This is a genomic window from Pseudomonas sp. P42, assembly GCF_017973755.1.
GTDB classification, from domain to species: domain Bacteria; phylum Pseudomonadota; class Gammaproteobacteria; order Pseudomonadales; family Pseudomonadaceae; genus Aquipseudomonas; species Aquipseudomonas iridis.
In genome coordinates this window covers 265,706-278,415 of record NZ_JACOPU010000006.1, presented here as the reverse complement: position 1 = coordinate 278,415, position 12,710 = coordinate 265,706, and the positions used below count along the sequence as shown (strand labels likewise).

Here is a 12,710-nt window from a genome sequence, read left to right as displayed (position 1 = left end):
AGTTGTCTCCAAAGGTGGATAACACGAACTCATTCAGATGGATCTACTTCCCTGTAAACGATGCTCAAGAAGCTGGGACATGAGATCCGCATTACGCTGAGCTTGATCAGGAAGACGATGATGTTGCGGGGAATGGCAGTCACGACAGACGATGCCATCCAATCAAGATAGTCGGGTCTCATCAAAACACGCTATGGGCGACTCAGGATACCGACGAACGACGTCTGATAATTTCATGGGCAACAGAACGAGCGAGGTCTTGCTGAGGAAACCGAAAACGCGTTCAGCTACTACGGCAAGCGACAACAGCGACTATAGTCATTGGTGAGCCAGAGCGAATCCTGTCGCCGCTCTACCCTCCTGGCCCTCAATCAAATACCGCGAAAGCACGGCGGACGTCGTCGTGCTTCTTGAAGCGGAACGTGATCGTCTCACTGCCGAAAACACTCAGGCTCAGGCTGAGATCAAGGCATCGTTGCCGTTATAAATCCCTTGATGGTGGATGGAGTTATCCCGCCGGCCAAGTCGTATCCCCCTGAGTAGACCCCAACCACCTCCTTTCTATCAGGGCTCAAGCAATGAACACCTCAGAATTGGATGATGCAAAAAAAACGAATGACGACCTGGCTCAGGGGCCGCTGTCAGCCGGCACTGTCGCGCCCGACTTCACGCTGAACGCGACCCCTGATCAACATCTATCGCTGCGCGAGCTAAAGGGAAATCCCGTGATACTGGCGTTTTATCCCGCTGACTGGAGTGCGGTTTGTGGTGACCAGCTGACCTTGTACAACCAGTTGCTACCCACATTCAGAGAATACGGTGCGACGCTACTGGGTATTTCGGTTGACAGCGCCTGGTGTCATCAGGCCTTCGCCAAAGACCGGAATTTTCACTTCAGCCTGCTGGCCGATTTCGAGCCCAAAGGTGCTGTGGCGCGACAGTATGGAGCGTACGACTCCCCCTTGGGAGTTTGTAAGCGGGCACTGTTCGTGATTGACAAGGAGGGAGTGATCGCCTGGAGCTACATCTCACCAATGGCAATCAACCCTGGGGCGGACGGCATTCTGGACGCGCTGGATGCTCTAGCGAATTCGCCAAAAAGCGCGCCAACCAAAAATTAGCAGGTGATCACATGGCCACTCTCAAAGTGCCGGTAAGTGCCAACGACCATCGCCAGGGAAGTGCGCATGCCAAGGTCACCTTGGTGGAATTTGGCGACTATGAATGTCCCTATTGCGGTGAAGCGTATTGGATGGTCAAGAATCTGCAACAGCATTTTCGCGATGATCTGCAATTCGTGTTCCGTAACTTTCCACTGACCACCGCGCACCCGCATGCGATGGCCGCAGCGGTCACCGCTGAGTACGCCGGGAGTCGAGGGTTCTTCTGGGAGGCTCACGACGAATTGTATGAAAATCAGGATCGATTGGGTCCGCCGCTGTATCGCGCCATTGTTCTAAAACACGGCCTTTCCAGCGAGGAACTCGACGTTGCCATGCGAGAGGACACTTACATCCCCAAAATACAATCCGACTTCAATGGCGGTGTACGCAGCGGCGTGAATGGCACCCCGGCGTTTTACATTGACGGGCTTCGCTATGACGGGGCTCCAGAGTTTACCGAAATGAGTCAGCTGATTGAGCTTCTGTTAGTGCGCGGACGAAATCGCTAGATAGCCACATCGGCCTGGCATCACCCACACCGTAGCCGAGGGCGAGCGTGCCCCATTGCGCAGCGCACCAGGTGTGCATTCGATAATATTTCAATACAGGGGATTGAAGAATCCACGGTGCTGCCAGCGATAAGCATCGCTCATAAAGCAGCGGCACGAAAATTTCAGCCCAGCGAACCGAGGACATAAAAAATGGCGATGTTAATTTTTGACAGTTCGGAAGATTCCATAGTCGAGGCCCGTGTCCTGGTCGAGGCGCTGAATGAATGGTTGGCGGAACAGCAACCCAGTTGCCCGCTAAGGTCCGCCCGTGCGCAATGTTGCTATCGGCCCGATGGCACGCTGGATTCTGTATTGACCGTACTAACAGACGTGGTGGTGGATTAAAGAGGTGCACACGGAGCCAGCAGCGAATGAAATCTTTGAAGTATTATGAAAAGAATCGACACGCCACATGGTTAGAGTTGTTTTTTGACCTGATTTTTGTTGTTGCAATTGGCAAGGTTACGCATACTCTCGGACATCTTCATCACGGCCATTTTGAACAGGAGCAATTATGGACATTTTTACTGCTTTTTGTTCCATTATGGTGGATCTGGTCCAGCCACACGATTTACTCAAATAGGTTTGACACAGACAGTAACCTTCACCGCTTGGCAACTTTATTTTTAATGTTGCTGCTCATTGTGCTGTCTGCACGGATTGGGGAAGAATTGGAAGTAAACTATGCGCTTGTTATTACCTGCTATTTTGGTATACGTGCCATCATCAGTATTATGTACATTTCGTCCATAAATAAATTCGATCACCGTAGTGAATTCTCCTCCAGGCTTGGCTTCGCCCTGTTAGTTAGCGCAGCTGTTAGTCTTTCATCCATTCTTTTTGACCCACCTATGCGTTACCTTGTCGCTTACATTGGGGTTTTTCTTGATATTCTGCTCCCTTTATTTTCTTGGGGTAAGCTAAAACCATTGCCCGCACATACAGAACACTTGGTTGAACGACTAGGTTTACTCACCCTCATCTTATTGGGCGAGTCGGTAATTAGCCTTTCTGGAGGGTTATCTGACATTCAATGGGATCGTTATAATGTGATGGCGGCAATCACCGGATTTATCATGATTTGCAGTATCTGGTGGATATATTTTGATAGCTTTTACTTGTTGAGCAAAAATGAAAGCAGTATGAGTGGACACTCCTTAATCTACTCGCACCTTTTTCTATTTATGGGGCTAGCACTTCTCGCAAATTTGATCAGGCATGCGATCCTGAATGACATTGCGATGCGCGATTTCCAGATTACGTCAATCATCGGCATGGCCTTATTTTTCTTAGGCAAGCAATATGGCTACTTCATAGCGGTACCTAAAATAAGGAAATACATACTACAAAACACCTTGATCGTGTTTTCTCTAGGTGGTTTGGTTATATTCCTACCCCGCGTCGAGTACATATTGGTCGGCCTGACAGCAACCATGATCTGTTATGTTTTACTAAACTTCAGGTATCGTTGAATCTTTAAAGTTTGGCCATATCACGGGTGGATCAGCTATCCGCGCACATCCATACATCCCTACCAACCAAAGCGGGTGTTCGCCTGGAAAGCACGGGGGCAAACACAGCGCTGCGGGAGGCCCGCGCCAAGCGGCAAAAACCTAATCAAAGAAGGCCAGGGTGCGAACTTCGATACTCTCGCGCGGCGGGGCTCCCGGCGGCGTATTGGGGTCCTTGAAGGCGGTATGGGGCGTGAAGCGGGCACGGCCGTCGTGACGTGAGTCATACCCCTTGATCAGCAAGACTTCGTCACGGCGCATGTCCGGAAAATAGTACCAGCGCTGTTGCGGATTGTAGGCCAGGTGGTAGATCTCACCGATACGATCCGGATAGACCAAATCGGTGGCCAGCAGGTCATTGGGGTCGAGCGTCGAGGCATCCAGCACCGCCAGCGGTGAGCGCTTGACGGGGCCGCTCATCGGGCGCCAGAGGTTAATCTGGGCCACCGAGACCCGTGCGGCGGCCTGATCCTGGCCCAGCACGTCGCGAATACGTTCAGGCCCCGAGCGGTCGGTGTAGTCATTATGCACACGGCTGGCTGGCCCGCGAATATCCCGCCGCTCGGCGTCGCTGCGCCTGGTGTGGTCGAAGATGACGACCCGGCTCGCGCCCGTCAACTCCTTGATCAAGGCCTTGACCTCGTCATAGTAGACGCTTTCCACTGAGGTATCGTCGTAGAGATCGTCGACCACCGTATCCCGCCGATGGAGTTCAAACCCCTGCTTGTCCAGAGAAAGGCTGTCTGCCAACGGACGACCGTTGTGTATCGTGACCTCGCGCTCCTCCTGCTCAGCAAAGTAGTGTGGTTCACTGTTACCGGTCAGAGCCTCGGTATGCACATAGGGCTTCGCATCGTGCTTGACCAGGTAGGTGAGTTTTGTGATGACGCCAGCGGGCATATCAGTTGTGCACTTCAAGTAACACCTCCCGGTCTGCTGAGCGCATTCGGCGTGGTGTCACCGTGGCGGCGCTATAGCTTGCCTGTAAACAGCCTCATCCTCGATCGTATGCTTTCCAAGGGACACTTTCAAATGCACCCGGAGGTGCATGGTCCCCGACCGGTAGAACAGGACATACCTACCCCGACACCGACGTGCAGCTTGACCAAATTCAGAAAGCAAAAAACGAAAGCGCTTCAAAAGGTGGATTGTCGCCCACCAGCACTCAGTTTAAACGGGGTGGGCTGCGACCCACTCTTTGAGATGAGCAACAAAACTGAGAACAGTCGGAGCGATGTTTTCTCTTGAAGGGTATACCGCATAGATTCCCACCGGCGGCTCAATGGCCCAATCGGAAAAAGCCTCCACCAGTTTTCCTGAATCAAGATCATCTCGTATATGCCAGTCCATCAGCAGCGCTACTCCATGCCCATCTATTGCCATCTGGCGAACCACTTCACCCAAACTGGATGAAAAACGGTTGCGTATTTTGCATGTTTTTTTAACGCCTCCTCGGGACATGGTCCAACTGGAATCCTTTCCGACGATGAGGCCGTCCAGCGTGGTTAAGTCTTTTGGAGAGGTAGGCATACCCTGTTTTTCCCAATATTGGGGGGCGGCGCAAATCAGACGTCGGGACGCAGAAATCCTCTGCGCGATCAGGGATGAATCGGCCATTACTCCGTGCCGAATCGCAAGGTCGGTACCATGGGCGGCCAAATCAACCAGTTGATCTGTCGGGTGTAAATCAACGATAACGCCAGGGTAGCGTTTGAGATAACTGCTGACGACGCTCGATAAATAACCTTGGGCAAATGTTGCGGAAGCGGTTATGCGTAGATGACCGGTCATCTCGGTTTTCTGGAAAAATCCTCGCTCCGCCTTTTTGACGCTTTCCAAGATGCTTAGTGCGTGTTGATAAAGCTTCTCACCGTCCGAAGTGGGACTTAGCTTGCGCGTGGTGCGGTTAAAAAGTCTCCGACCAACGCTGTCTTCAAGGGCCAGAAGACGCTTGCTTGCGCCTGCGGCAGTCATGCCCATTCGTTCGGACGCTGCGCGGATGGACCCCTCCTCGAAAACAGCAATAAACAACCGCAATTCATCAATGGAATCCAGCATTTATTACCAACCAAAAGGACCGAAAGATTCAATAATTTTAGCGTATTTATCCGATATTACTGATGATAAATTTGTTGGCCTATTGTTCCTCGGAGTCTAAGCCTTGAAAGCCATTGTGATAAATCAGCATGGTAACTCAGACCTTTTTGTAGAAATTAATACGGAAAGCCCCGTTGCCCGCCCAGGTCATGTGATTATCGACGTGCGGGCCACAAGCGTGAATCCAGTGGACACGAAAATTCGTCGGGGCAGCGAAGGTACGGCCGGTCTGACTTTTCCGGCAATTCTTCACATCGATGTTTCAGGGGTGGTCAGCTCCGTTGGTGCTGGTGTGACCCGCTTTGACGTAGGCGATGAAGTCTATGGCTGCTTCGGTGGCATCGTGGGGATTCCCGGTGCGCTGGCAGATCAGATGGAGGCCGATGCTGAGATGCTTGCTCTTAAACCCAAGTCGCTCTCTTTTGGCGAAGCAGCCAGCTTGCCGCTCGTGGCAATTACGGCCTGGGAGGCGCTGATCGACCGAGCCTCGATCAAACCCAATGACAACGTCTTGGTGCATGGTGGCACCGGTGGTGTTGGGCACATAGGCGTTCAATTGGCCAAGGTTCTGGGGGCCAGGGTTTCGACGACTGTTTCAACGCCAGAAAAAGCGGAAATTGCCCGTCAACTGGGCGCCGATGAGATTATTTTTTATAACAGCGAGACGCCCCGGGAATACAGTCAGCGAATCACCGAAGGAAAAGGATTCGATACGGTCTTCGATACCTTGGGCGGTGAGGTCTTACAAAACTCACTGAAAGCCGCGAAACTTAAAGGCCATGTTGTCTCGATCATCGGTTACGACAGCTACGATCTGACCGAAATGCACTTTAAGGCATTGAGACTCGACTTCGTATTCATGGCTATTTCGATCATTCATAACGAAGGCCGCAAGCACCATGGCGAGATCCTGCAAAGGCTGGCTGCCCTGGTTGATCGCGGCTTGGTTAAACCACTGATCGATGAGCGCCATGACTTCACTGCTGCGGGTGTCAGCGCGGCACATGATCGCCTTGAGTCAGGCCGTGCCATTGGCAAAGTCGTCATTGAGCGACAGGCTTAGTCGTGCTGGGACAGGATCGTTTCCAGCAGGCCCGGAAAACGGTTACTCAAGTCTTCTCTACGCAACGAGTTCATGTGGGTCGTGCCGACGGTCTGGGTTTGAACCAAGCCGGCTTCTCGCAGCACCCGAAAATGATGAGACATGGTGGACTTCGCGCGGCCACCGTCGAGGTCGCCGCAGCTGGCCTCTCCCAGCTCGGCGAGGCGCCGGACAATCTCCAGGCGTACAGGGTCGCTCAAGGCGTAAAAAAGACGCTCAAGCACGAATTCGCTGAGAGGAAGGTGTTTGAAGGGGCGCATGAGCGAATCATACACGGGTTTGCTCTAGGTCAATAGTTCGAATATTATCGAACAACAGTAATAGTATCCCTTGGAGAAAAACCTGATGTCTGCACTGTTCCAGCCTTTCACGCTCAAGGATGTCTCCCTTCGCAACCGGATCGCGATTCCCCCCATGTGCATGTACTCGGCCAATGATGGCCTGATCAACGATTGGCACACTGTGCACTATGCCACCCTCGCGCGTGGCGGGGCGGGACTGGTGGTTGTCGAGGCGACCGCCGTGTCACCCGAAGGACGGATCACGCCTGGCTGCGCTGGTATCTGGAATGATGAGCTCGCTCGTGCCTTCGTGCCGGTGGTGCAATCGATCAAGGCTGCCGGCGCAGTGCCAGGTATCCAGATTGCCCACGCGGGGCGCAAGGCCAGTGCGAACCGTCCTTGGGAAGGTGACGATCATATCGGCGAGGATGATTTGCGTGGCTGGCAGACCATCGCCCCGTCGGCTGTTGCCTTTGGCGCTCATCTCGCCAAGCAGCCGAAAGCCATGACGCTGGAGGATATCGCCCGAGTCCGCGAGGATTTTGTCTCCGCCGCTCGCCGTGCACGTGAAGCTGGCTTCGAGTGGTTGGAGCTGCATTTCGCCCATGGCTATCTGGCCCAGTCATTCCTCTCTGAACACTCCAACCTTCGTGACGACGCCTACGGCGGAAATTTCGATAACCGTAGCCGCTTTCTGCTGGAAACACTGGCCGCGGTTCGCGAAGTATGGCCAGAGCACTTGCCGCTGACTGCTCGTCTGGGTGTCATCGAATACGATGGTCGGGATGAACAGACTTTGTCAGAGGCTATCGAACTGACACGTCGTTTCAAGGACGGTGGATTGGACTTGCTCAGTGTCAGTATCGGATTCACCATCCCTGAGTCCAACATTCCTTGGGCCCCCGGTTTCATGGGCGAAGTTACCCAGCGGGTACGGCGCGAGGCGGGGATTGCGGTGGCCTCGGCATGGGGCTTCGGCACGCCGAGCGTCGCCGAAGAAGCGGTGAAGAGTGGTCAACTGGACCTGGCGATGATTGGCCGGGCGCACCTGGGCAATCCAAACTGGTCCTATTCAGCCGCCCAGGCGCTGGGTGTAGAGCGTGCTGCCTGGACCCTGCCCGCTCCCTATGCCCATTGGCTTGAACGCTACAGGTGATCCCGCCGGAGCGAGGGCGCTCGCATGGCCTTAGGGCTATCAACTGGGTCGAATGCCCAAACGGGCAAGATGGTTGTCGCGCTCTCACCCGAATTCAGGTTTTTGGCCATGGCCGGCAGGGACATCTTCGATATTCCGTGCCAGCCACTGCGCTCGTTCTTTATATCGCACACAGACAGGAGGTTTGATGACCACCCCTCTGACACTGATTGCCACCTTGGTCGCCAAGGCCGGTTTCGAAGCCGGGCTCGAGCAAACGCTGCAGGGCCTGCAAGGCCCAAGCCGAGGCGAAGCGGACTGCATCCAGTACGACTTCCATCGTGATGCCGAGCAGGCTCGCACTTTCCACATGATCGAACAGTGGCGGGACGAAGCGACGCTGACTGCTCACGAAGCGACACCGCATTTTCAGGCAGCGCTCCCTTTCATCGAACGTGCTGCTGAAAAGCTCACCATCACGAAAATGTATTGCATCTCCTGAGGATCTTCGAATGAAAGCCATCGCACACTTCAAATGCCTGCCTATTGAACATCCCGACGCCTTGGTGGAGATCGATATTCCCGAGCCAGTGCCGGGGCCGCGCGACTTGCTCGTAGAGGTAAAGGCCGTATCGGTCAATCCTGTCGATACCAAGGTGCGGCAGGGCTACGTACCGCACGAGGACGAAAGCCAGCCGCGCATCCTCGGTTGGGACGCTGCCGGCGTGGTCAAGTCGGTCGGCAGCGACGTAACGCTCTTCAAGCCCGGTGACAGGGTTTGGTACGCCGGATCGCTGATCCGCCCGGGCAGCAACAGTGAGCTGCAACTGGTGGACGAGCGTATCGTCGGCTCAATGCCCCAGTCGCTGGATTTCAGCGAGGCTGCGGCATTGCCACTGACTTCCTTGACCGCTTGGGAATTGCTGTTTGATCGCCTCGGTGTTGCACGCGATACCACCGACCGGGGCGAAACGCTGCTGATCATCGGCGCTGCAGGCGGGGTGGGTTCAATCCTGACTCAGCTGGCGCGTCAGCTAACCGGGTTGACGATCATTGGTACGGCTTCGCGCCCTGAAACCCAGACCTGGGTCACTGAGCTTGGTGCGCATCATGTCATCGACCATACCAAGCCACTCAGCGAGGAGCTCAAGCGCATCGGTATCGCACAAGTCAGCCATGTCGCTAGCCTGACCCAGACCGATCGGCACTACGAGCAAATCATCGAATCACTGAAGCCTCAGGGCAAGCTGGGCCTGATCGATGACCCGGCCACGCTGGACGCCGTACCGCTCAAGCGCAAGAGCCTGTCGTTGCACTGGGAGCTGATGTACACCCGCTCGCTTTACGAAACAGAGGACATGCAGGAGCAGCACAACATCCTCAACGAAGTTTCGCGGCGCATTGATGCGGGTGACTTGCGCACCACCGTTGGCGACAACTACGGGCGCATCAGCGCAGAAAATCTTCGTCGTGCCCATGCTCTGCTGGAAAGCGGCAAGGCGAAGGGCAAGGTCGTGCTGGAAGGCTTCTAAGGGGGTGTAGACAAACCCGCCGCCCCATTCGTTTTAATGCGATTTGACCACGCCACACTACAAGGCTGGTCGCGGATGGGCTGGCTGGGGCAACGTCTTGGGCTGCGGGCCAAAATTCTGCTGTTATGGGTGGAGGGATAAACGCCCAAAGAGGTAAGCCATCCGTTCCAGGTCTCAGCGCCCGCAGCGCTTGCCAAGCTCTTGAAGTGGAACCAGACGACTGAATCCATCATTAGCTCTGTAAACAAAGACAACGCTGGGAATTAACCGCTCATGACAATAGTTAGAGAAGCGGAATACTATAGCTCACAAAAACACGGTTCTGATCTACGCTACGAGCCGCTTCGCTGTTGGACTTGCCGTTACGCCAGCCGAACCCGACGCCTTTGAGCGCTCCGGACTGAACGACGTAGTCAAGGCTAATGTCTCTTTCCCATTCCTTCTGGCTGTCGCCTGTCGTAGTTTTAATATTATCGCCAGAAAGGTACATGACCGAGCCTTTCAGGCCAGGAACACCCAGAGCGGCGAAGTCGTAAGCATACTGACCGAAAGCTGTGCGCTCGCCTGCGCGGGTGAACGTTTGGATCAGACGATCGGTATACAGATACAGGCTTGCTCCACCGGCGCCCTTGTCTACCAGGCTACCCTGACTCAGTTGAGTGAAGTTGCTGCCATCCGACACACTTTGGTAGCCCGCAGTAATCGCGTGGCCCCCCAGTGTGTAAATCAACGCGGCACTCCAGGTCCGGTTGTCGATTTCTCCATCACCGTTTTTGGTGTAGCCATTCATTCTGTAGCCAGAGGTACCAGAGCTATTTGCACCTGACGAGTCAGTTTTGAAATAGCGCAGGTCAGTTTTAAGGGACTGATTGTCCGAGAGAGCAAAGGTGTGAATTAATCCCAAAAAATGCTGCGTATAGTAGTTATCGAGGCTGGCGTAGTAGTACTGAGCTGTAAGATCCTTGTTGACTTTCCAATCGGCCCCGGCGAAGTCAAACTGATTGCTTTCACGCGTACCACCAGCAACGGCCAGCCCCGTCTGATCGCTCGAACCACGTCCTGTTGCCTGGTTGATCCGACCTCCAGTCAAGGTCAGCCCCTTGAACTCGTTCGAGGTGATTTGACCGCCCTCGAAGGTTTGTGGAAGCACGCGCCCATCGTTGGCGACCAGTATTGGAAGTTTCGGAATCAAGGTGCCGTAGCGAAATTCCGTTTCCGACATTTTGACTTTTCCGGCCAGCCCTAGCCGGCTCCACTCGTCGACGGCACGGTTGTCACTGTCAGAAGGCATCATGCTGCTGCCGACATGCCGTCCTTGGCCGCTGTCCAGGGTAACCCCCAGCAACCCCAGGCCATCGACACCAAAGCCAACCATGCCACCGGTATAGCCCGATTTGAAGTCCAGCATGAAACCCTGCGCCCATTCTTCGGTTTTGGAAGGGGCGGCCATGCCATCGCGGTTGTCGTTATTGAAGTAGAAGTTTCTCATTCCCAAGGTGGCTTTGCTGTCACTCAGGAAGTCAGCATGCGCCTGAGCACTCAGCGTCATGCAAAAAAACACCGAACTTGCAGTTATTGTTTTTCTACTCACTTGTATTGCGCTCCATTTGTTTTTTTAAAGTAATAGAAGCAACGCAAAATCTTCCAGGGCAACGGAAATAACCATACGGGCCACGTGTCGGCCTTGACGTCATGCCTCGAACCGGGCGTACCGCCAGCGCTTGAAGACGTGTTGTTATGCCGCGCGATTGCGTTAGAGCCGAGTGTGTGAGAAAGGCACAGGGAGTGCCTTGCCTGGGCAGATGGAGTTCTGCGTTGGGGTATGACGATTAACCTTATCGTCTGAATGTCAGGACTGGGGCCGGACCCCATTGTCAGTCGTCTCCAATTCCAAATGCCCGGTGCCAGGGCCTATCGAGTACCCAAAAGCTCAGCGCAATGACCTGACCCGTCCTGTGTCACGGGTACCGAGACGGAGAACGACATGGCGGTTGCGCGCAAAGCCGCCTACGCTTGTTGGATGGTCCCCATGCTTTTGCTCAGGCGATGTATCGGGCTGGAGCGATCTGATTTATTTTGACCGTCCGCTCATCGCCAATCCGGACCTGCCCGCGCGCATGCCTGCAACTGGCCCTTCACACCGGTCGACCCGACCAGCATATACGGCGCAACGGGCGAAGACTGCACCCTTACCCCACCTGTCGTTCCCAGCGACCGATGCCGTAGCACCTCTGGAAACAGGGGCGCTGTTCACGTTTCTTCCATTGAGGAAAATGAGTATGTATCGGCCGAGCACGATTCCTTATCAGCAGCACCGAGGGTTCAGCCGAACCTTCACTCAGGGCCATTTGAGCCTTGGATTATTCTTTCCTTTGGAGGCCTTCGAGGGCGACACTCCGAGCATGCTCAACCAGGTCGAACTGGCCAAACGAGCAGAAGCGCTGGGCTTCTGCGCGCTGTGGTTTCGCGACGTGCCTCTTCGGGACCCCGGCTTCGGCGATGTTGGCCAACTGTTCGACCCTTGGGTCTACCTGGGTTACATGGCCGCTCATACGTCGGAGATAGCGCTTGGCACAGCATCCATTGCCATCCCGGTTCACCATCCTCTACACACGGCCAAGGCATCAGCCAGCGTTGATCAGTTGAGCGCAGGTCGCTTGATATTGGGGGTCGCTTCCGGCGATCGCCCTGTGGAGTTTTCGGCTTTTGGCGTCGATCCCGAAAGGCGCGGAGAAATCTTTCGCGAGCACTACGAGGTGATTCGCCGAGCCCACAGCACCAGCTTTGAGCCCATTCGCTGGAGCGGTGGTGAGATGCGGGGCGCAGATCTCATTCCGAAACCCACAACCCAAGTCATTCCAATGTTGGTGACCGGCAATAGCCGCCAGTCACTGGACTGGATCGCGCGCGAAAGCGTCGGATGGATCAACTACCCACGCATACCGAACATGCAGCGAATGATCGTGGAGGATTGGCGGCAAGAAGTCAGGAAGCAATGTGGCGCCGTCTATAAGCCCTTCATTCAGTCGCTCTACATCGACCTCGACGAGAACCCGTCCTCGCCGCCCACTCGCATTCATTTGGGGTTCAAACTCGGACGCTTCCATATGCGGTTTTTGCTCGAGTCGCTTGAGGAAATCGGAGTGGACCACGTGATCCTGAATCTCAAATACGGGAAGCGGCCGGCTGCGCAAGTTATTGAGGAATTGGGTGCACACATCGTTCCGCAATTCGGCGTGCAGCCGCGTCCTGAAGCGAATTGACCCGGCCGCTTGCCTGCCGGCCGAGGTGGTGCGGTTCAACAGGATGAGTTATCAGGCCTTGCGCAACCGCCCTCG

At 54.7% G+C, this 12,710-nt stretch carries 12 protein-coding genes; 8 read left to right on the top strand and 4 right to left on the bottom strand.

Annotated elements, in window-relative coordinates; genetic code table 11:
- The first annotated feature begins 578 nt into the window (after positions 1–578).
- The 3 genes from H8B20_RS20690 (at position 579) to H8B20_RS20680 (ending at position 3,186) form a co-directional block, all read left to right on the top strand.
- Positions 579–1,121: a redoxin domain-containing protein gene (locus H8B20_RS20690; protein WP_210624408.1), complete on the top strand. Its 543-nt coding sequence runs from the start codon at positions 579–581 to the stop codon at positions 1,119–1,121.
- An 11-nt stretch (positions 1,122–1,132) separates the two neighbouring features.
- Complete coding sequence (locus H8B20_RS20685; RefSeq protein WP_210624407.1) at positions 1,133–1,672, top strand: DsbA family protein; 540 nt, start codon at positions 1,133–1,135, stop codon at positions 1,670–1,672.
- Positions 1,673–2,085: 413 nt separating this feature from the next.
- Positions 2,086–3,186 (top strand): low temperature requirement protein A, encoded by a 1,101-nt coding sequence (locus H8B20_RS20680; RefSeq protein WP_210624406.1) that lies wholly within the window; start codon positions 2,086–2,088, stop codon positions 3,184–3,186.
- 141 nt (positions 3,187–3,327) lie between these two features.
- Here the strand turns inward: H8B20_RS20680 and H8B20_RS20675 are convergent, their stop codons facing one another.
- Positions 3,328–4,143, bottom strand: a complete 816-nt coding sequence (locus H8B20_RS20675) for a CmcJ/NvfI family oxidoreductase (protein ID WP_228732721.1) — start codon at positions 4,141–4,143, stop codon at positions 3,328–3,330.
- Between the two features lie 252 nt (positions 4,144–4,395).
- Positions 4,396–5,283: a LysR family transcriptional regulator gene (locus H8B20_RS20670; protein WP_210624405.1), complete on the bottom strand. Its 888-nt coding sequence runs from the start codon at positions 5,281–5,283 to the stop codon at positions 4,396–4,398.
- Positions 5,284–5,386: 103 nt separating this feature from the next.
- Between H8B20_RS20670 and H8B20_RS20665 the strand changes: the two genes are divergently transcribed.
- Positions 5,387–6,385, top strand: coding sequence for a zinc-dependent alcohol dehydrogenase family protein (locus tag H8B20_RS20665; protein WP_210624404.1), 999 nt, complete (start codon positions 5,387–5,389; stop codon positions 6,383–6,385).
- Here the strand turns inward: H8B20_RS20665 and H8B20_RS20660 are convergent.
- On the bottom strand, positions 6,382–6,684 hold the full coding sequence (locus H8B20_RS20660) for an ArsR/SmtB family transcription factor (RefSeq protein ID WP_210624403.1): 303 nt from the start codon (positions 6,682–6,684) through the stop codon (positions 6,382–6,384). The genes H8B20_RS20665 and H8B20_RS20660 overlap by 4 nt on opposite strands.
- A gap of 85 nt (positions 6,685–6,769) precedes the next feature.
- Here H8B20_RS20660 and H8B20_RS20655 point away from each other — a divergent pair, with 85 nt between their 5' ends.
- The 3 genes from H8B20_RS20655 to H8B20_RS20645 all read left to right on the top strand — a co-directional run bounded on the left by H8B20_RS20655 (position 6,770) and on the right by H8B20_RS20645 (position 9,372).
- The gene (locus H8B20_RS20655) at positions 6,770–7,861 is read left to right on the top strand and encodes an NADH:flavin oxidoreductase/NADH oxidase (RefSeq protein ID WP_084322895.1); all 1,092 of its coding nucleotides are present in this window, start codon (positions 6,770–6,772) and stop codon (positions 7,859–7,861) included.
- A 187-nt stretch (positions 7,862–8,048) separates the two neighbouring features.
- Entirely contained in the window at positions 8,049–8,342 is a 294-nt protein-coding gene (locus tag H8B20_RS20650) for a putative quinol monooxygenase (protein WP_210624402.1), read from the top strand.
- A gap of 10 nt (positions 8,343–8,352) precedes the next feature.
- Positions 8,353–9,372 carry a zinc-binding alcohol dehydrogenase family protein gene (locus H8B20_RS20645; RefSeq protein ID WP_210624401.1) on the top strand — a complete coding sequence of 340 codons (1,020 nt, stop codon included), beginning with the start codon at positions 8,353–8,355 and terminating at the stop codon, positions 9,370–9,372.
- Between the two features lie 283 nt (positions 9,373–9,655).
- Here the strand turns inward: H8B20_RS20645 and H8B20_RS20640 are convergent, their stop codons facing one another.
- Positions 9,656–10,921: an OprD family porin gene (locus H8B20_RS20640; protein WP_215729417.1), complete on the bottom strand. Its 1,266-nt coding sequence runs from the start codon at positions 10,919–10,921 to the stop codon at positions 9,656–9,658.
- A 730-nt stretch (positions 10,922–11,651) separates the two neighbouring features.
- On the opposite strand from H8B20_RS20640, the gene H8B20_RS20635 reads away from it, so the two are divergent.
- A complete protein-coding gene (locus H8B20_RS20635) occupies positions 11,652–12,635 on the top strand; it encodes an LLM class oxidoreductase (protein ID WP_210624399.1) in 984 nt (327 codons plus the stop codon).
- Positions 12,636–12,710 lie beyond the last annotated feature (75 nt).

Excerpts from the sequence above, each read along its gene's own strand:
- H8B20_RS20655 (WP_084322895.1), top strand. The coding sequence starts at position 6,770 with ATGTCTGCACTGTTCCAGCCTTTCACGCTCAAGGATGTCTCCCTTCGC.
- H8B20_RS20640 (WP_215729417.1), bottom strand. The coding sequence starts at position 10,921 with ATGACGCTGAGTGCTCAGGCGCATGCTGACTTCCTGAGTGACAGCAAA.
- H8B20_RS20680 (WP_210624406.1), top strand. The coding sequence starts at position 2,086 with ATGAAATCTTTGAAGTATTATGAAAAGAATCGACACGCCACATGGTTA.
- H8B20_RS20685 (WP_210624407.1), top strand. The coding sequence starts at position 1,133 with ATGGCCACTCTCAAAGTGCCGGTAAGTGCCAACGACCATCGCCAGGGA.
- H8B20_RS20660 (WP_210624403.1), bottom strand. The coding sequence starts at position 6,684 with ATGCGCCCCTTCAAACACCTTCCTCTCAGCGAATTCGTGCTTGAGCGT.
- H8B20_RS20690 (WP_210624408.1), top strand. The coding sequence starts at position 579 with ATGAACACCTCAGAATTGGATGATGCAAAAAAAACGAATGACGACCTG.
- H8B20_RS20645 (WP_210624401.1), top strand. The coding sequence starts at position 8,353 with ATGAAAGCCATCGCACACTTCAAATGCCTGCCTATTGAACATCCCGAC.
- H8B20_RS20635 (WP_210624399.1), top strand. The coding sequence starts at position 11,652 with ATGTATCGGCCGAGCACGATTCCTTATCAGCAGCACCGAGGGTTCAGC.
- H8B20_RS20650 (WP_210624402.1), top strand. The coding sequence starts at position 8,049 with ATGACCACCCCTCTGACACTGATTGCCACCTTGGTCGCCAAGGCCGGT.
- H8B20_RS20670 (WP_210624405.1), bottom strand. The coding sequence starts at position 5,283 with ATGCTGGATTCCATTGATGAATTGCGGTTGTTTATTGCTGTTTTCGAG.